The organism is Nissabacter sp. SGAir0207, from assembly GCF_005491205.1.
In the GTDB taxonomy this organism is placed as follows: domain Bacteria; phylum Pseudomonadota; class Gammaproteobacteria; order Enterobacterales; family Enterobacteriaceae; genus Chimaeribacter.
In genome coordinates this window covers 595609-615456 of sequence record NZ_CP028035.1, presented here as the reverse complement: position 1 = coordinate 615456, position 19848 = coordinate 595609, and the positions used below count along the sequence as shown (strand labels likewise).

The window sequence follows — 19848 nt, the reverse complement described above, 5'->3', positions numbered from 1 at the left end:
GCTATATGTTATAGAATACAAAGCCGTTTATAAATTTCAGATGTATACCCGCCCATTCTTTCCTACAATCCCAGAGCCTGAAGCTTGTGGCTGTGGCCGTGGCTGGCGTTGCGGTTCTTCTCCTTTATAATTAGGCAATATATCAAACTGTGTCTCTGGTGCCCCATTTTTTTTAGTTTCCACATACTTTTCAAAAAAATTAATATAATTTACACTACTATGCGATGAAGCGTGAAGGAGCAAAGTTAATGTCGATAATGATTCTGCATTATCCAAAGCCTTTTCAGGATTTTGCCGAGCAAGTTCGTGAAGCGGGGCTAGTTGGTTATGTTTCACATCCTGATATGACATAAGGTGTGTAGGATATGCATGATCCTCAGTATTAACAGCAAGATGACTTGCCTCATGAATAATGGCTGCACCTATACCAACCACATGAGTAAACTTTGCTTCCGTGTATGAAAATTTGATGATAAACGGTTTACCCTTGCGATAACATGCTCCATCCCAAGTCGTGACACAAGCTGTTGCGTTAGGTACTCCAGGAATGACTTCATAAATTTTAAAATGTTCAGGTGTCAGTTTATTAACCAGTATTTTAATTGAACTTAATTTATTTCTAAGATGATTGATGGTTTCATCCGAATCATCACCGATAAAATCCCTTACCAGCTCTTTTGATGAATCAGGAGTTTTCTTTTTGGAAAAAGTTGATTTTTTCTGTGGTTCAAGCGCCGACATTGCACCATTAATCATTTCTTTCGCAATGTCGATAGCGTGGGGCAACCGATTCTTCAACTCCACGTAAAGCGGGTCATCAGGATTTCTGCCGTCATTATCACGCAGCGTCAGTGGATTATTCCTTACCATTCGGTAGAGGTTTAAGCCATCCACCTCGCGGCCAGGATCTGCTGCCGTCCATCGACATAACCACGGCGCATAGTAACGATAACCATAGTAGTACAGCCCCGTGCCATCCCGTTCTTTCCCCGAGTAACGCACGGTCTTGTAATCCGCTTCCGTCTGGTTACGGCCTGCCCATACAGCGGTCCCGCCAAAGGGGTAATACTCTTCACGGCTGATAATAAGCCCGTCACCATCCAGCTCCAGGTGCGATGAGCCAATGTTATCGTCAATGCTGTAGCGAATCTGGCCATTAGCGATGCTCGCTGGCTTTCCACGATGCCAGAACAGTACCCGAATAGCCGCCCGCCCGGCCTGCGTCGTTAAAACATCCCGTTGTTCAATGGGTGAATCTGCGACGCCTTCGTTCTCTTGCCATGTATTGCATATCTCCAGTCCGGGCAGATAGCGAACCTCGTTAATCGTCCATAGCCCGGTGGTTTTGTTGGTTAGCGTCCGCATCTGCTTACGTAACCGTATACCATCCCGGTACTGGTAGATTTCCCGATCGTTCTGCCTTGAGTCGGTGCTGCTGCGTTGCACCAGCGTCACCGCTTGTAAGCAGTTATTGGCATCCCAGCTCAGTTGCTCCGACTCGCCTTCGGTGTGTAGATTTTTCAGTTGCCCGCCGGCAGTAAACCAACTGTCCCAGTCCACCGTCTCCGGCGTCAGAGTATTCGCGCTGTTTTGTCGGATACTTTGATTGGAAGCGTTGTCTGTCACCATATTCAGGGTGGTATTCGTCACCCCATTGTGAGTCAGCGCGATCAGGTTGCCACCGCTGTCGTAGGTGTAACGACGTGAATAGTTTACATACTGATTATTATCCAGACCCATCATGGGTGGCAGGCCACTGCCCTGTGCGCCATGCGAACTGTTTTCCCGCCCGGTAGCCGTGATCAGTTGGTAAAGCGCATCATAGGTGTATAACCGGGTTCCATTCGTCATCTGGTTGCGATACCAGGCTGTGCTGATGTTGCCATCCGCGATCGCCGTAAGATTTCCGACCGGGTCCCAGCTATACTCCTGCGCCTGCACAACCTCCCCATCGCCATGACGTGCTGCCGATATCGTACTCAAACGCTGCGTCTTCGTGTCATAGCTATAGGTTGTCGTCACCCCATTGCCGGCGACGTCTGTCAGTACCTGCCCCGCTGCATTTCGTGTTTGGTTAAGCAGCAATGGCGTGGTTTGTTCATCACCCTGAAGCCGTACGTACTGTGACACCGACATACCACTGACGTCATAGCGGGTCGTGACAATATGACCCGAGCCAGAAGTCTCCGCGAGAGGATGCCCCATCGCATCCGCCTGTACCACGGTCGTAAACGCGTCAGTTTCCAGTAGGGCATTGCGCTGGGCCGAATCTGTCGGCCAGTCTGGTAGCTGTTCTGCATCGGTAAGAAAGGTCACTGACGACGACGAAGGCGTCCCGCTGAGCGCAACACGGTTGGTCGTCAGTAGCCCCCCTTCGTCGTAACGCCGTACACAGCATCCGCGCAGATTATCTTTTTCAGGGAAAGGCGTGACCGCGTCATTCTCTCCATACACCAGAATCGCGGCGGTCGTCGCCGTGGGTGCCCCCTGTGTTTGCAGCCTGCGGGTAAGTGGCCTGCCCAGTTCATCATAGGCCCACAGCGTCACCGTGCCTGCCGGGTTTTGGGCCCAGGCCAGGTGCCCGGCAGCGTCATATAGCATAATATCCTGACCGCTGTCGGCGCTCTCACGACGCAGTACTTGGCTGGCAAGAGAGCGGGTCGTGGAGAGATTCACCTGGCCATGTTGAAACAGTCGCGCATCGCAGGCTGTCATGCAAAGACCGCCATGGTTAACCGATGTGCGGCTGACCAGCAGCGTAAGAGGCTGCCCTGCCTGATTTCGGTTCCAGTTCAGCGTGCGTATGGTTATACCGCGATTATCTTTCACGGTAAGTGTGGGCGTTTGAGTAAATAAAGAGTGAGTCATAAATTCCTCATGAATTACAGAATCCTCAATAAATAACACGCAGGGGGTAAATTCGTCTTTGATGACAAAAAATCTGAGAAAAAGAGAGAGTGACGGTTTTCAGTGCGCGTATTTATTGATTATCTTCAGAATAAAAATAAATTTACCGTTAATTATTCAGGAGAGGTAATGCCATTTAAAACCGATAAAACTGCCAGTCAGTGATTTCACTGACTGGCATTATCAGTTAGTTAACTATTTTCAGATGCTCATAACCCCATTACAGAGTGTGAAAAATTCTCCCCGCCATTTTTTGCCGTGTAATGAACCTGAATAATCACATCGTTCAGGCTCTCAAGCAGCGCCTTCTGCTTCGCAGACGTTGCGTTCGGGAACATAATTTGCCAGCTTGATACGGCACCGGTGCCTTCAAAAGGCAGGTAACGTTCATCACCGAAATTAAGCTCAAAGACGCCCGCATCGTTGAGACCAGAAGAGACGGCAATCTGCTGGCTGGCACGTGGATTTTTCAGCACATTCGCCGACGATCCTTTCTTCGGATCAACCAGGTATTTAACGCCCTCCACATCTGGCTTCAACAATACGCTGCTGCCGGTTTGCGTTAGCATCATGCAAATATCCTGATAAGGTGCGATCAGTGCAGGTAAGGTTACCGACAACGCTTTGATTTGGCGTAGATAATGGCCAGGATAATCAGCATCATACAGCGCCTCATTAAGATTAAAATCGATCTTACCGGTACTGATAAATTGCGACCAGGCATTGTCGTCAGCCATCAATGATTTCAGCGAGACGGTTTTGGTTAATTCCAGCCGGCGCGTATTGCGGCCCAGCCATGCAGACTCCATCTGGTGAAGATTCAGTTGCAGGGTTTCGCCGACCAGTAACCCACGGTAGCTGTCATTCCAGGCGTTTGTCTGAATGAAGCGTGTCGTTATATCGCCCATTTCATACTGCCAGCACGCTTCTGTGGTCATGCACAGTGCAAGAACCGCATCATAAGCCTGATAATAGAGGGCCGAAATCTGCCCGCAGAGCCAGGAATAGAGCTCGGCACGCGTAAAGCGACTGGACAGGAAATTCAGCGTATTACTCAGGTTTTTCTGCTGTGCCTGCGCCAGTTTCAGCGATGTGTTCGCCGCCTGTCGGCGAACAGCCAGGGCGTCCAACTGGCGATCAATCACGCTGATTTCGTCCTGCGCCTGCTGACTCTGGATCTCCCACTCTTCACTGCGGCGTTTATACCCTTCAGATGTCTGGATTTGTTGCGCGCTACTCGCCAACACATCGCTACTCATCTGCAGAGCAACCCCGGCACCAAGGACCGGCGCACCAATCTCCTGCCCCCCGCAGGCAAAACCGAAAATATTGGGAATGGTTTTCGAGATCATACCCGCGGCATAGAACGGTGCTGCCGTCATCGCCAGAATACTGGCAGATGTCTGCAATGCCATTGCCGCCGCTTCACCGCCAGTTACCCCTCTTACAAACAGATGGTTGAAATGGTTGTAACGGTTGATCGCACTGGTGCGACTGGCATACAGCGCTTCCCTTTCGGCGTCCAACGCATCCATTGCGCTTTGCTCAAGGGCAATGGTGAAGTTCGACAAATTGAACAGTTGCTGTTGATCCAGTTCCTGTAATGACGTGGCATCTTTACGTTCGCAATAGCTGAGTAACGTCTGCCCCATTTGTGCCAGCGTTCCAGCCGCCTCTTTCGCACTCTGCAACATCGTCCGGAAGCGATAGGGTGGCAGACTGCTGGTGATCTGGTTGATCGTCGCGGTTAAGGAGCCGCCCTGCGCAGCCTGCTGCAATAGCAGCGTTGGATTAACCGGTTGGGCAAACAGCGGAACAGACATCGGCAGCCCTTCCAGCGTCAGGTTATGATGCAGGTTATACACACGGGCATCAATCGTGTCCCAGTAGCCGATCAGTTGGGTGTTAAGCGGCGCCATGAAAATGGTGCCATCGGAGTTCATCGTCGCACTCACACTGCCAGCCAACAACAGCGTCGATTCCGGCAGTGACCACTCATACTGACGCAGCGCCCGTGATTCACTGGCTTTATCTTCAATTGACGACAGCGTATCGGGTTGCCAGTACTGGGCAACACGCGTATCCGGTCGCGGCCCAAGCAAGGTTTTGGCCTGATGATAATAGAGGCGCGCCAGGCTGAGTCCGTCATTTGTATACTGACGATAACTATTGTCCCCGGCGGCAATAAGATTGCGCAGGTAGGCCATAAAGATCGTCTTCTGATAATGTTGCGGATCCGCTTTTGCCAGCGCATCGACATCAGTTGTCAGTCGCAGCGCCATGCCCTGTGCTTCCGCGGCAGGTTGTTCAACCAAAGCGCGAACGTTCCAGTAATCAGGTGGGGCCGGGATAGTACTGTCATTACTGATACGCCCCTGTGCCGCAGGGTTAAAGATATAGTGCAGCCAGCGTTGCGCATCTTCGTACTTTCCTTCCTCATTCAAACGCCAGGCAACCAGATGCGACATATGGAAGAACAGTTCCCAGAAATAGAGGCCGTTGGCACCATGAAAGTCCATGCTAACTGATTGACCCTCGCTCTTCGATAACGGCGGCTCTTTGGTAAACTGTGTTTTCCAGTCCAGGAGTGAGTCAATACTGATGCTGGCTTTATTAATCAACTCCTTGGCAAACAGTGTATTCAAGCGGATGGGGTTCACTGCGGTTCCATTGCTAAATTGACTGTCTGTAAAGTCAAGATAAATGGCGCTACCGTCAACCGTAGCCACGCCAGTAGTAATCACTGGAGACTTAATACTATCGAATGCGCTGACCTCTATATAATAACTATGCCATGCGACATGCTCATCATCAACATAGATACCATAGCTGTACGTTAATGTAGAAAAACTTCCTGATGCCGTCCCGGTAAGGGTGCAGGGGGCCAAATTTGCAGAGGGGCCAATCTTGCCGATGATGCTTCCTTTACCCCAGGCATCCTGGTAAGCACGTAACTCTGTATTCTGGTATTCATACTTGGCATTTGTATTAAGGTTTTCACTCTCTAGATAATCCACGAAATAGCCATCTGAAAATTTTAATCTAGGCGTACCTGGATTTAAGTCAATAGGATAAAGCTTATTTTCTGACCGGCTACATTCAATTACACCTGAATCACCTATCCCAAGGGTACTACCATAAAAAACCGATGCATGACCAGGATCACCATCCGGGTTATCAAATGTAAGCACTGCATCATGCAAGACACTAAAAACAGCAGTGTCTTGATTTGGTTCTATAGTCTCTATCATTGCCCTGAATTTTGACCCAATCAATAGAATGGGGTCATTTTTGCCCTTCTCACCAACTAACCCTACACGTTGATCACATCCTGTAGCAGGAAACTCAGGGTAGTCCTTAAACCAGAAGCGCCCCCAATATCCTTCGCTATTCATACCTGTAAGTTTCGCATGATAGGCCTTATCGAAATTAATGTATGTAGATATGTTTTTCACATAACCAGTAGATTCATCAATTTCGACATTGCTACTATTCAACGATGGTATCAAGCCAAGTAACAGATTACACTCCTTGGAACTCAGTTTCGTACACGAAACATTATACTTCTGATTAAGACTAAAAATATGCTGTACCGCTTTCTGATTATCACCATCAAATCTACTATATAGTGGCATCAGATCAGGCATACCAATGCTAACAACATTCATCCAGTAATCGAGTTTTACTGAGAAAAAAGCATAACCTTCTGTTAATGAATCATTTTTACTATACAACGACAGTGCTATATAGGGCTGTTTACTGGCATCTTCCGGCATACAATTGACAACGACCGTCGAAGGAGCATCGCCATTTTTCAGTGATTCAATCAACTCACTAATATTCCCGGCTGTCACGTCTTTATCAACACTAGTAAGAAGTATTGGCGCACTCCACTTTTCGCTCAGATCATAGTATGCGCACCAGGCGTTGATGGTAAACGTGCTACTCTCCTGGCTCTCTGTCGTCTGGCCATCTTTGATCATTTCAAACCAGAATAAATAGAGGCGGTTATTTAGAAACACCGGACGAATCGTGCCCACCAGCGCCTCTGTGTTAAAGGCAACGTTGATCGATTTCCATTCACTCCATGCATCAGAGAGCACCGTATTGTTGATATTTTTTGCCATATCAAAAGAGCGCCAGTAATATTTATAAGGCGACATTTTAGTGCGGCCCAGCAAATAGTAGACAGAGCTCAGTTGATCGGTGCCATCAAAATAGCCACTGATAATATCCAGGTTGGCAACCTGTTCAAATTTATTCAGATAGCTCATTATTGCCTGTTGCGCACTGTTCTCACCGAGTGCGTTTTGGCTCAGATCGGTAGTCAACTCCCTGAAATATTGCGTTTGCCCCTGCCGCAGGGTAGGGTCAATGTAGTTCTCTGGATAGGTATCCAGCTCGACCTCGCTGGCCCAAATATTATACTGGCTGGCACCGTTGCACCAGATTTCCACCATATCCGCATCGAGCTGACTGGTATTCACGTTTCGCTCAACGTTCATTACCATACTATTAATATACTGCTGAATACTTGCAATACCTGAAGAGACATAGGAGGTCGGCACTTCATTCGTGACCAGTGGGTCAAGCAGCAAATATTGGTAAACGTCCTCTGCCGATTTAATATTATCCTTTAAATACTGATTGCTACTATTTGGTACATATTGCCCAATATAATAAGAGAGCAGTGCGTCACGTTGATGCTGGCTCAGCATCGCTGAAATATTATTATTCATATTTTAACCTTTCAGATAAAATTTTACCCAAGCGATTATTCGCTGATTACCGCGACAGGTGATTGCGCAGCCATTAATGCTTCACCCACCGCCTGCCAGTCATTCCAGTCAGAGGCAAGCGTCAGGTCAGCCGTGCTGAGTAACGGCGCTGCTGAGAGGCCCGTACTGTTGCAGAGGGTATGCAAACGCATCACTCCATCGATGTTCTCAAGCGTTTTCGCCACGCCGCCGGTGCCAAATACCCCTGCTGCAATCGCCACCTCTTTACTGTCCCACTGCACCAATTCCGCAAGTTGCGACGCCGCCGTGGTCGCGTCAGGCGTGGGTGCGTTCACGGAACGCAAATAGGCACAGACTGCGTCTTCGCTTTGACTGAGTGCCAGCAGATCCTGATAGCGGCTCAGGCGATACAGCAGCTTCAGCGTTAATGAAACATCGTTAAGGGCAAACCATTCGGGATGCGCCAACAGCGTCTCCAGGGATGATGCGGTTAAGCGGAATGAATTAACGACAGAGGCACGACGTCCAAGCTCATACAGCTTTTTCAAGAACTCAAGATGAATGGATGTGATATCCAGGTTGTCGCCATAGGCGAGACACTCGGAGAGCAGGCGATATTCTGAATCATTACTCCATGCGAATAGTTTTGGCGTCGCACTTTGATCAACCGAGAAACGTTGTGACAACGCGCTATCAGCGATACTGTTTTGCGCGCGTAGCGCCTGGTAAATAACGGTAGCGACGACATCGATAACCCGTTCAGTCTCTTCATTATCACTGAATATAAACCCTGCCAGGTCGTTGGCCACCCGTTCCTGAATGGTGGGCAGGTCTTTTGCTTCAGGTAACACCAGACCACTTTTTTCATCAATCAGATCGGGCAGCATCTGCATCCAGGCGATATCTTTTAGCCCTTGCAGGCCGCAAAGTTTAGGCGTTTTCGTGTTTTTTGCCGGTTTCTTCGCATCATAAATCTCCTGAACCTGTTGCTGCGTTAACAGCGTATCCCAGATGCTCACTTCATCGAAACTCAAGAGTGCATGGGAGTTTTTATTGTTTTGATAATAATTACCTGAGCCATTGTCGTTTAAATACCACCCCTGTCCCTCAGGAATGACAACCGAGCCGGACAATGAGGAGTAATCCAGCGTCGCTGTTTGTATTTTCCTGGCGGAATTACACAAATAAGCAGTTAATTTCTTATTCTGCGTATCCAGACAAAGAACAAAGTAGTGCCACATCCGCTTAGAGAAAATCAGTGAGTTTCCTGTTATTGCAAGCCCTTTATTATCCTCAATTCTCAGCTTAAGACGGTAATCAGATTCAAAGCTGATATTAATCCCCGTAGCAGCTTTTTGCGTGCCTGTGGCATGACATGAAATTAACGGCGTGCTTGTTGAAAGAGGATCATCAGCATAAAACCATACGCCAATGGTATAAATTTTATTGCCTTTCGTTAACGCATTGGCCTCTGCGGTAAACTGGCCTTTCTGCCCTTTTGCCGAATCCATTTGGTAGGCTGCACTCACCACTTTCGCTACCGGTGTAAAATCATTACAGGTAAATACCCCGCTGCTGTTTTGCCCGCTTTGAGGAATGCCCGGTGCAGTAAAACTTTGCTCACTTAACAGCGTTGCAGGAAGCTGCTGGTTAATCTGTGTAATAAAATTCACCGTTTCAGACGACGGCACCAGAGAATCTGACGCAGGTTGCAATTGCAAATATTCCGTCATCCAGGAGAGGGAGTGTGTTTTGCTCCACTCTACGGCCTGGCTCAGCGCCATTAACATATCCAACAGATCGCCTTTATCTGGTTGCGCCGGGCTGCCTGTCAGCTTGGCCAGTTGCGGAACACCGCTCAGCGTTGTCACACAATCCAGTAGGGTAAATAATGACATGCCTTCAGCAAACGATAAGCCCAGCCAACGTGGCAGCATCGCCAGACGATACAACGCCGATACGACCTTCAGCGAGCAGGCCAGCGTATGTTTACTGACGTCGCCCTGGCTACGGGCCACTTCGTCAGCAATCACCAGAAACTCGGCCTGGTTCAGCCCTAACCCAGCGCATAGCTGTTTTACAATACGGCTGTCGGTTTCAGAATCGGAGCGATAATTAAACGTTGCGTCAGTGAGGGTAAAAGGCGTCTCAAACAGGGACGGCGAGTTAAACACCCGATCGATGAACGGCACCTCAGGCGAAACCGCATAGGGCGTCAGTTGATAGATTACCGCGGAGAACTGCTCAGGTGTGACCTGGTAATGCTGTTGATAATGGCGGAACACCCCCAACATGCGCACAATATGATTATTCAGCTGGTAATCACTGTTATTGACACCCTGCGCCGCAATACAGGCATTCAACAATAAATCGACTTTATCATAAGGCAGCCCCAGCCAGCGCTGTAAACGCACCATCCGATTAATGCGCTGCATACGATCGTTTGAAAGGAAGTTGATATCCGTTGTATCCAACGGATAGTAATGCGTCATCGTGGAGTAACCCGCCTTGGGGATACCACTGGTGACAAATTTAATAATTTCATCTTCCATAAGAACTTTGTCCCAAGTGGTAATATCATCAAAGGACATGCTCATTCTTCGTTCCGAATAAAGATAGTTATAATATTGATTATCTTTATTGCCATTAAAACCTTGCAATGCGCCGGAATAACCAATTGTGTTAATTTGCGCAAAGTTAAGTTCACTATGGCTCAGCGTCTTACCATCAACAGAGCAATATAAATCTAGTTTTTTCTTCGCAGCATCTTGATTAATCGCCACAAAAAACCATTCATGCTGTGGGCAAATAACATTGCTAGTAACATCCAGTTGCGTCTTTCCATCACTACAATTCAGCTTGAGGGCTGCCTTTTTATCGGTTCCCATCGTCACGAACAGTGTAATACCGATATCCGATGCCGCATAATATTTTAGTTTATTAGTAGTAATAATCGCCAGATCTTTCACCTCTGATTCCAGTCTGCACCAGAATGCCAGTGAAAAGTCCTTCAGTTTATTTCTGTCATAACCCAGATTGAGCGGGATATACGCTTGTGCATTTTCCCGCGCATCGAGAGTGATTCCCTCACCGAAGCGGCCGTCAGTACACAGTGCAACTTTGTCGTTTAATACAATTGTCAGGCTCTCTTGATTATCATCCGGGCATACGGCTGGTGAGGAATTTAAAGTCAATGCCGGCTCTAAATAACCGTTAATATAGGAAGAGGCAAAGGTTGCTGAAGATGGCGATACCGATATGCAGTTAGGCGATGCAACGACACGGCTCCCCCCCTGCGTGCTGGAAAGAAGCTCCTCCAGTCCATTCTGAGTCATGTTCGTCTGTGCGCACAGTACTTCGCTGTCGGTAAAGGGTGTATAGCTGCTGGTATCTAGCCCCAAGTTTTTCAGATAAAATGATGAATCTGCGGAAACCTTCTCTGTGAGCAATGTCACCTGAGCGGGTGACAGGTAACTCTCCAGCTCAATAGCATGTTCACTTTTATCTCCAGTTTTGCTGTTGCTCAAAAAATAGGGCCACTGAGTGTCGCTCTGCGAAATAATGTCATTCAGCGAGACATCGACATTATCCAGTGCCAGCTTAGCCTGATCGTGAGGAAAATAGTAAGGCAACGGCGAGGGATAACGTGTCGAAGAGAGCGTTTTGTTGACCGTTGTATCAGGCGTTTTCTCTTTAACCCACGGGGAGATGGTGCTGTCGAGTACTTCATTGACCAGCTGTAGCGCAGGAACAACCTGATTAATGGCATTGTCATCAATCAGCATCGCGCCAAGGTCGGGACGGCGCTCATTAAGGGTTACAATATCATTCGCGCCCAGATCATTTTCAAACTCTTGCGCCCGATGATACAACCAGGTCAGATAAGCCACAGGCGAATTATTCGCTTCTGGTGCCTCCTCCTGGCAATAGTTCAGCCACTCTTCATTGAACAGATTATTCCAGGTTGGGGGTAATGAGGCTTGCTCCTGCGCCATCAGCACGTTTTCACTGCCCTGCAATAGCCGTGGCATCGGTTCCTGTTGGGATGCGTCTCCCGCTTTGTGTTCCCGAAATTTAAGAAACTGCCGACGAACATAATGCGCGACGCCGACCGCCAGGGCATATGCCTCCTCGCAATCCTCGCCGAGCTGCCACTGGTGTTTATCCATAAAGCTCTTTTTGGACATTGAGACAATATCAAATACTGACTGATAACCTAATTCAGAAAAGATGCCGGGAGAGAGACAGAGCTTCTTCTCAATTCGAGCAAGAACGGGATTACTTTCACTCATAATAACCTCATTAATTTAAGCCAGCAAAAAATAGCAGTGACAAAGAATTATCACGCTTTGTCTGTGATGAAATATTCCCACACAGGCCATATATCAAGATGAAGAGTAAACAATAAGAGGAGAGTTCAAAGACTCTTTTTTGCCGGGAAATAAAGCAAAAGATAGACAGAGGTTGAGGAGATAAAAAAATGGAGAGCCTCATTTTATGGCGGCTCTCCATAGGTTGTGCAACCGTTATTGGATGCGGTTGCAGTCAATCACTGCGGTTTATAAAACGCATTACGCCATCGGCAAGCCTTCCGTATCGTTTTCATCCTCCATGACGTTAAACCACGGCCAGAAGCTGGCCCTGCGCATATAACCACTCGCGGTCATGGTGATGGTATTACGCCCCAGCGGATCATAATAAAGGGTATCGCTGTATCCCTGCGTTCTCATCGATGAATCAATCACATAAAACCATGCATCGAGGAAATAGGGCTGATAGCTGCGCACCACCTGCCCTTTATTGTCATATTCTACCCGCCCAGAGATCGCCCAGCGAGGAGAGGCCGGGCGAGGTGTCACATCCACTTCACCGTCCGGCTCCAGATGCCACGCCTCTCCATCGGGTACCCGCATGGCTTGTTGCAGGCTACGGCCAAAACCGTCGCTGAACGCCACCTGTATTTGCGTTTGCTGAAGCAGCACGCCCGGATTCAGCGGATCTTGGGTGTCAGGATAGTTATCTGCCGTCAAGGTGACCGAATGCAGTGGCGTACGGGCGGTCTGTAGAATAAGCGCACCAAGCGGATGCTGTGCATTTTCTGTCGCCCAGCGCCATCCTGGCGCACGAACGTAACCCTCAAAGGTGATGGCGCGTTTTGCCAGCAACGTCTGCCAGCCGTTATTCGCGGCAGCATTCGCCTGTTGCGTGGAGATACGCCCCATCCAACTGAACATATCCGTGGCGTGAATAGTTGCCAGCGACTGGAGATAACCCACCGCCGTCGCCTGCGCGATGGCCTGCGTAACGGTTAGCGCGGTGGGCACTGGCGCATCTTTAATTGGGCTGAAACCAACGTTTTGCCCGCCATTTTCGGTGCCATACACGCTGCTTCCTTTGATGCGCCCTAGTGCGTCAGTTTGCACTTCCTGGTGATTATCGTTGATGTCCGTGATTCTCCAGGGCATCAGGAAACGATAGTCATACTCCACGCTTGTGGTGTTTCCCAGACCATCTTTCTGGCTCACCAGACACAACGCATATTCATCATAGGTATAGGTCATCGGGGCGGTCAGCGAGGTCTCTTGCTGCGTTTTGACACCACCAAATTGTTCATCGCTGTAGTAGGTCGTGATGTTGTGCTCCACCGCCCACAGCGGCGCTTCGTTGCTGAAAGAGAGAAGCGCCGGGACAGAGACATACCCCAGTTTATCGAAATGGTACTCAGGCGGAATATCCACCCCTTCATAGGCCTGTAGCGCGATGTCATTGAGTACCGCCGTGCGCACAAAGGCGACTTTCGCCCTGAGATCCGGCGGAGAGGTCAGGTAAACCACTTCATTTTGCTGGCCCAGATAGCGGGTCTGACTCTTACCCAACAACCCCTGCGGTGAACTCAGCGTTTCATAGCTCACATCCGCCGCCTTTGAGGCATCATAAACCAGGTGGTTACTGCGATTTTGCGCGGGAAGCCTGAGCCGCCACGCCTGCGCGCCCTCCAGATGCATCACCGACGCTAACTGCTCTTCCAGACGCAGAGTGTTCTGCTGCTCGTCATAGGTATTTTCCCAGGCATCATCGGGCAGGTAATCCGGCAGGGAGGGCAGCAGATGTTTCTGCCGTCGCGGATAAGCGATAGTCACGCTATGCAGGGGAACGCCATAGCGGTCGATCTCCAGTTGCACCTGATGGGTGATGGCAGGGTCACTGGCCACACGCTCATAGCGTCCATCGACCTGTTCCAGCACACAAGGAACGACTATCGGCTGCGGGCCATCCTGCATCAGACGAACCTGCATACGCAGCCAGGTGCAGCTATAAGGGGTGTTCGCCTGCTCGGTGTCATCCAATCCCCATATTTCACGGCGCAGCAGCGAGCCTTTCAGGGCGCGAAACATCCACCACTGTGTGTCGGGCGCGAGCGTATCAGCGACGACCTCTTTGTCGTTTTGCCACATTGTCAGACGTGTCGGATTCAGCGTCGGTGCAGCACTGTCACCCTGCCACGGCTGGCCGTAGAGTGCGAACTCATCACTCCCTCTCCCGCAGTGGAACCAGCATTTCGTCAGCGAGGGCGCTGCGATCGGCGTATCATCTCCTACGGGCGTGGCAATGTCGTTCGTGTCCACCGTTTCAACATAGCCAAACCCACGAAACTCATGCTCTTTGCCGTCGTACACCCCCTGACGGTAGCGATAAAGCTGGCTGAGTCGATTTCCGGTCACCTCATCCATCACGGTCTGACCGACCAGCAAGTTCACCACAAACGGCAAATGGGCAATGGCAGAGGGCGTTTCGCGTTTCTCATCCAGCCACTCCTGTGCTGAACTACGGTATTGCAGCGTATGCGATGCCCCGAGGTTGTTGTTAATGGAACTGAGCAGCCAGGGTTTATTCGCGCTGAAGCAAAACCGCCAATGAGACGGCGTCTGGCCGTAATGGGACAGCACCAGATTGGCCATTCCATTGCCCTGCACATCTGCGGCTTCAATTTGGCACAACCGGTCGTAGTTCACCCCTTCTGGCAACATGATCGTCGCCCCCGGCGCAAAATGGTTGCCAGCGTAATTCAGCCAGACATTCACCCGATCGTGGCAGAAATAGAGGATATCGACGGTACCGGAGCCGTCGGTATCCGCCAGCAGGAGATGCTCTGGATTGAACGCCATTTCGTCGTCCAGAGTAGCCGGAAGCGAGAGGGTGATGGGTTTACCAAAACGTCCCAGCCCCAGATTGGGCCAGCAGACGATCTCGTTGTAACGGATACGGCATAGATGCTGCTGGCCTGAACCGAGCATATCCGCAAAGACCACCATCTCCCGCGCGTTCCTGCCGGCAACGGGTAGCGTCACCTGGGTATCCTGATCAACGTTGATTGCCGGTGCAAACGCGCTCCCCTCGCTGGCATAGACGCGCACGCTTTTAGGCCCCACCATCGCGAGATCGGCATATTTCGTCCCCATCAGGTGTGCGAACTGGCTTTGCGGATGGAAAAGCTCAATCGGGAGGGCATTGAACGGGGTGAAGTCGCCCCAGCTGTTATCCGATTTACGGGTAAAAAATCCGGCAAAGCCGGGGCTGGCGACCATCCACTCCAGCTGGCCGTCACCGTCAATATCCACCAACTTCGAAGAGGCACTCTGCACCGACGGGATGGCCGGTAGCGCTTTCCACGCCTCATACACCACACCGTTTTTATCGGCGGGATCGCGCACCGGCGCCCGGTAACACCAGCTTTTCGCCTCCTGGAACAGCACGCCGGGCACCCCTTCGCCATACAGGTCAACAAGCTGGTAGGGTGCGCAGTCCAGCCCTGTCAGAGCGGGCATCTGCTGCCAGCGTTGCGCATCCTCGGCACTGTCAGGGCGGGTATACGCCAGCTCAACCGGCGGCAGTGACTGCACCGTGCCATCCGGTTCGTAGGCCAGCGTCTGCGCCGCCGTAAGCAGCGTCAAGGCCGGTTGCTCATCATATTCCAGCAGCAGACGTGAGATTAACGTCGGGTTGGACGAGAGTTGCTGTGGAAAATGATGGAACATTAATACCTGTCGGCATAGCCGATGCGTCCGCAGTTCAAACCCGTAATCGTAGCGAGAGAAAGGATCGCTGCGCACCTTCCAGACGTCGGTAGAGAGTGCGTCTGGTGCGACATCCGGCAACAAGGTTCGCTGCCCATAGTCGAAGATCAGCGAGAACAGCCACTCCTCCTGCGGCATCTCGCCCTGCCACAGCCAGAGATCCTTTCTGCTGTTTTTGCTGCCGTAGCGTACTTCAGATAAATACCGGTTGGCGCGGTGATCGCGGTTTTGTTCCGGGCCGGAGAGGTCAATACCCTGCTCATTTTCAGCCTGATAGCACCAGCATAAATGATCGCCAGCCGGGTTTACGGACTCTTCGATCAGCCATTCGGCCACATGGTTCGGGTTATCAGGATCGTAAATTCGCGCCGCATCGGTTTTACCCAGCATATGCAGATTGCCGTTATTTTCGTGTAATAGCCAAAACGCCTCCGCGGCCATATTCCCCAGCCAGTATTCAAGGCGATTAAATGCGCCCTCAATACGCGGCTGATAACGCGTGACGGTATAGGTTTGAGACAGGTTGAGATTACCGTATTGATGGCAGGTCGTCGGATTGGGCTGGGCGGCGGTACTGGCGGTTTTCACCAGAAGCTCCCCCTCCGGCCCGATAAATTGATCGGTTTCATCGTAGCGTGGCGTTCCATAGCGGGTATTGCGGCTAATACGCAGCGCTCCGCAGCTCCAGCCCAGACCAAATAGACCATTGCCTCCCTGACTGTTATAACCGAGGGTCAGAGAGGGTGAAAAACCTCGCCCGGCGCTTATTGGCAGCGGAATGGTCATTGTCGCCGCGCCATCCGGCCCGGCTTGACCGCACATTTCCCCCATTCCGGTTAATGCGCCGCCCCCTTTGGGTAGCTGAGGCTGAGTGACAGAGACAGGTAATGCTCCTGACGTTTTAATAGGTTCTGGCATGATAATATTCCTAATTTATTATTACCCTGTCGAGTGGGGCAATCGTCAGGATAATGAACGGATGACGTAAAAACAGACAATCAAATGCGGCCCTGTTTTCGACAAATAATGTTCTTGCGCACATTGAGGCTGATGGTAAACAACGAGAAAAGATCTCTTACGGCAAAAATTAAACGAGAGCCGGGCAAAAAATAGACACTTTGCGTGAGGCCTTGTGCCTCACGCTCCCTGTTATAGGCTTATAACTCTGGTAACGGGTAATTTTTTGCTTGCGCATAAGGGACGTAATAGTTTTTATAGCGATTACGGATCATCGTCGCAGCCTGTTCGACAGAAACCTCCGCCTCAGCAATAGTATCCACCGATTGAGCTGTTCTAGTCTGTGGATCCATATACTTATTGCCGGTAAACGCAGAGAGTAATTTTTCAGCCGAATAATATTTAAACGTGCTAGCGTCTTGAACAACTAAATGCCCCAGCGCACCCAAACCATTCTCCCGAGAAGCAGGGATGCGATCGTAGAGTTTTTTCAGTAAAAAAACCTTCTGTTCAAGCAATGGCATATAATGCCCGCTCTTATTTGACATCCCGATCACAACACCATTAAGGATATTGATCATTCCTGCATCCTTTACCGGTGCACCGCTTTTAAAAGATGAATGGTGAAAATAGTGGGTTGCATGCGCTTCTGTAAACATATCACCATTCAGGTCAATCACATATGCATGCATAAAATCGCTCACTTGAAGAGCCAATGTAGGTGCGTCTTTAAACGACGCCCATCCTGGACGGCCCCACCATGTCTTCACCGGGTTTTCCTCAAGTGAGGATGTATTGATCTCTTTTTTTATACCATTATGTAGCGAAAAAAGGATGTCCTCTTCATTAACCACTTCTCCTTCTTCATTAACCTGGTCACCAAAGATGACTTTACGCGATGATAACTCTTCCGGGTCTAAATAGGTCACACCGCGGAATTGTTCGCCCCAATAGCGTTTATCTATTCGTTTGCGAATGGTCGTTGTATCAGGGGGAGGGAGCCAGACGGAAGCGGCTTTTTGCCATAATTCCGTGGCTCTTTGGCTGCCGGGTGCCAGCCCGTCAATATCGTTCAGGGTCACGGGATTATTGTGCGCCATGCGAAACAGATTTAGCCCGTCGATTTCAAATCCCGGATCGGCCGCCGTCCAGCGACACAGCCACGGCGCATAGTAGCGATAGCCGTAATAATATAACCCGGTGCCATCCCGCTCTTTGCCTGAATACCGGATGACTTTATAGTCCGCCTCGACATTGCTGCGCGCTGACCACACTGCCGTGCCGCCGTAGGGGAAATACTCCTCTTTGCCGATCACCTGCCCCTGCTCATCCAGCTCAAGCGAGGCGGAACCGATATTATCGTCTACCGAGAAGCGTAACTGATCGTTGCCCAGCCCGGCAGGCTGGCCCATGATCCAGTGCAAAATACGGATGGCTTGACGCCCGGCCGGTGTGGTCACCACCTCCAGTTGCTCGCGGTAGGTCGGCGCGGCGCTGCTGCCTGCGGTTTCCTGCCAGCTGTCACGGATCTCCAGCCCGTCGAGATACTTCACATCATCGATGCGCCACACGCCGGTAGTGCTGTTCACCAGCCGGCGGGTCTGTTTGCGCACCCGGATCCCCGCCCGGTACTGATACACCTCCCGGTCATTCTGGGTTACCTCTGTCGCACTGCGTTCTATCAAAATCACGGTGTGCAGCCAGCCGCTCTGATCCCACTGGAGCGGTGAGGTGCTCCCGCCGCTCTGGAGCGTGCGAAGCTGCCCGGCTGGCGTAAACCAATTGTCCCATGCCACGTCATCCGGCGTCTGGCTGCCATTTTCCCGGCAGACCGTGCGGTTCGAGGCCACATCCGTCACCATCGCGACGGTATGACTCACCGCCCCCAGATGTTGCAGGCTGCTCAGGTTACCGCTGTCATCATAGGCATAACTGCGGCTGTAATTTACGCAACGCCCCTCGCCTGCCCCCATGCCCTTCGGCGACGGCAGGCCGCTGTTCTGCGCGCCGTTGGTGGCATCCTCCCTGCCGGTGGCGCTGATGAGCTGGCTGAGCGCGTCATAGCCAAAGCGACGTTCACCGGTGGTCGTCTGGTTACAGAACCAGCTGGGCAGGGTCGTGTTGTCAACTACCGAGGTGACATTGCCCACCCGATCGTAATGATAATTCAGATCCTGCAACACCACGCCGTCGTGCTCCCGGCGGGCGACAATGCCCTGCAGACGCTGCGTCTGCGGTTCATAGCGGTAGGTGGTGGTCACGCCATTTCCCGACGCCTCGGTCAGCACCTGCCCGGCGGCGCTCCACGTCATCGACGCCAGCAGCGGCTTCGCCGCAGGCTGCCCGGCCAGCTGCACCGCCTGCCGGGTTTGTCGGCCGCTGACATCATAGCCCGGTAACCGCCGGTGCCCGGCCGCGTCCGTCTGGCAAATGATCCGCCCGAGGGCATCGGCGCGCAGCGTGGTGGCCCAGCTCCGCGGCTCCAGCAGGTCTGAATCCAGGGGGAACGGCTGCGGCCAGTCAGGACGGGCGGCCGCATCGGTGAAAAACTGTTGTGAGGTGGCGAGCGGCACCCCGCACAGCGCCACGCTCTCGGTCTTCAGCAGCCCGCCCTCATCATAGCGACGGATGCACCGGCCACGCAGGTTATGATCCTGCGGCGTCGGCGTGTGCGGGTCATTATCGCCGTACACAAAGCCAGTCGAGGTGCGAGTGACGCTTCCGCTCTGCTGCCGGATGGACTCGGGCCTGCCGAGCGGGTCATAGCGCTGAAGGGTTACCGTGCCAGCCGGATCGCGTGACCAGACCGGGCTGCCAGCCGCATTAAAAACCGTAACCAGCTGGCCACTGTCCGTATGCTCGCGTCGGGCCGTCTGGCCAGCGAGCGTTGAAAAGGTGATGAGATTGGTTTTCCCCTGACGGAAAAGACGCGGGTCGGCAGCGGAGCCGGAGAGGGCGTGATCGGCGACCGTGAGACGCGTGACCAGCAGCGTCAGCGGTTGCTCCGGCAGCGTGCGATTCCAGTCCAGCGTGCGTACCGTCAGGCCCCGGTTATCCGTTACAGTGACAACCGGCGTCCCCGTGAATACAGTGTATGTCATGAAATTTTCCAGTTTGTCTGATGTTCAATACCAGGGACGTTGAACGAGCAGCCCGCTGGCAACCAGAAA

General features: G+C 51.4%; 5 protein-coding genes. All 5 read right to left on the bottom strand.

Annotated features, from left to right (window positions below):
- Positions 1–36 precede the first annotated feature (36 nt).
- Positions 37–2868, bottom strand: a complete 2832-nt coding sequence (locus C1N62_RS02645) for an RHS repeat-associated core domain-containing protein (RefSeq protein ID WP_137762166.1) — start codon at positions 2866–2868, stop codon at positions 37–39.
- Positions 2869–3116: 248 nt separating this feature from the next.
- On the bottom strand, positions 3117–7646 hold the full coding sequence (locus tag C1N62_RS02640; RefSeq protein WP_137762165.1) for a neuraminidase-like domain-containing protein: 4530 nt from the start codon (positions 7644–7646) through the stop codon (positions 3117–3119).
- A gap of 35 nt (positions 7647–7681) precedes the next feature.
- Positions 7682–11938, bottom strand: a complete 4257-nt coding sequence (locus C1N62_RS02635; RefSeq protein WP_137762164.1) for a Tc toxin subunit A — start codon at positions 11936–11938, stop codon at positions 7682–7684.
- Between the two features lie 279 nt (positions 11939–12217).
- Positions 12218–16639, bottom strand: coding sequence for a SpvB/TcaC N-terminal domain-containing protein (locus C1N62_RS02630; protein WP_240775716.1), 4422 nt, complete (start codon positions 16637–16639; stop codon positions 12218–12220).
- A 239-nt stretch (positions 16640–16878) separates the two neighbouring features.
- Positions 16879–19779, bottom strand: coding sequence for an RHS repeat-associated core domain-containing protein (locus tag C1N62_RS02625; RefSeq protein WP_137762163.1), 2901 nt, complete (start codon positions 19777–19779; stop codon positions 16879–16881).
- Between the last annotated feature and the right edge of the window lie 69 nt (positions 19780–19848).

Coding starts and splice junctions, on each gene's coding strand:
- C1N62_RS02645 (WP_137762166.1), bottom strand. CDS start 2,868: ATGACTCACTCTTTATTTACTCAAACGCCCACACTTACCGTGAAAGAT.
- C1N62_RS02640 (WP_137762165.1), bottom strand. CDS start 7,646: ATGAATAATAATATTTCAGCGATGCTGAGCCAGCATCAACGTGACGCA.
- C1N62_RS02635 (WP_137762164.1), bottom strand. CDS start 11,938: ATGAGTGAAAGTAATCCCGTTCTTGCTCGAATTGAGAAGAAGCTCTGT.
- C1N62_RS02630 (WP_240775716.1), bottom strand. CDS start 16,639: ATGCCAGAACCTATTAAAACGTCAGGAGCATTACCTGTCTCTGTCACT.
- C1N62_RS02625 (WP_137762163.1), bottom strand. CDS start 19,779: ATGACATACACTGTATTCACGGGGACGCCGGTTGTCACTGTAACGGAT.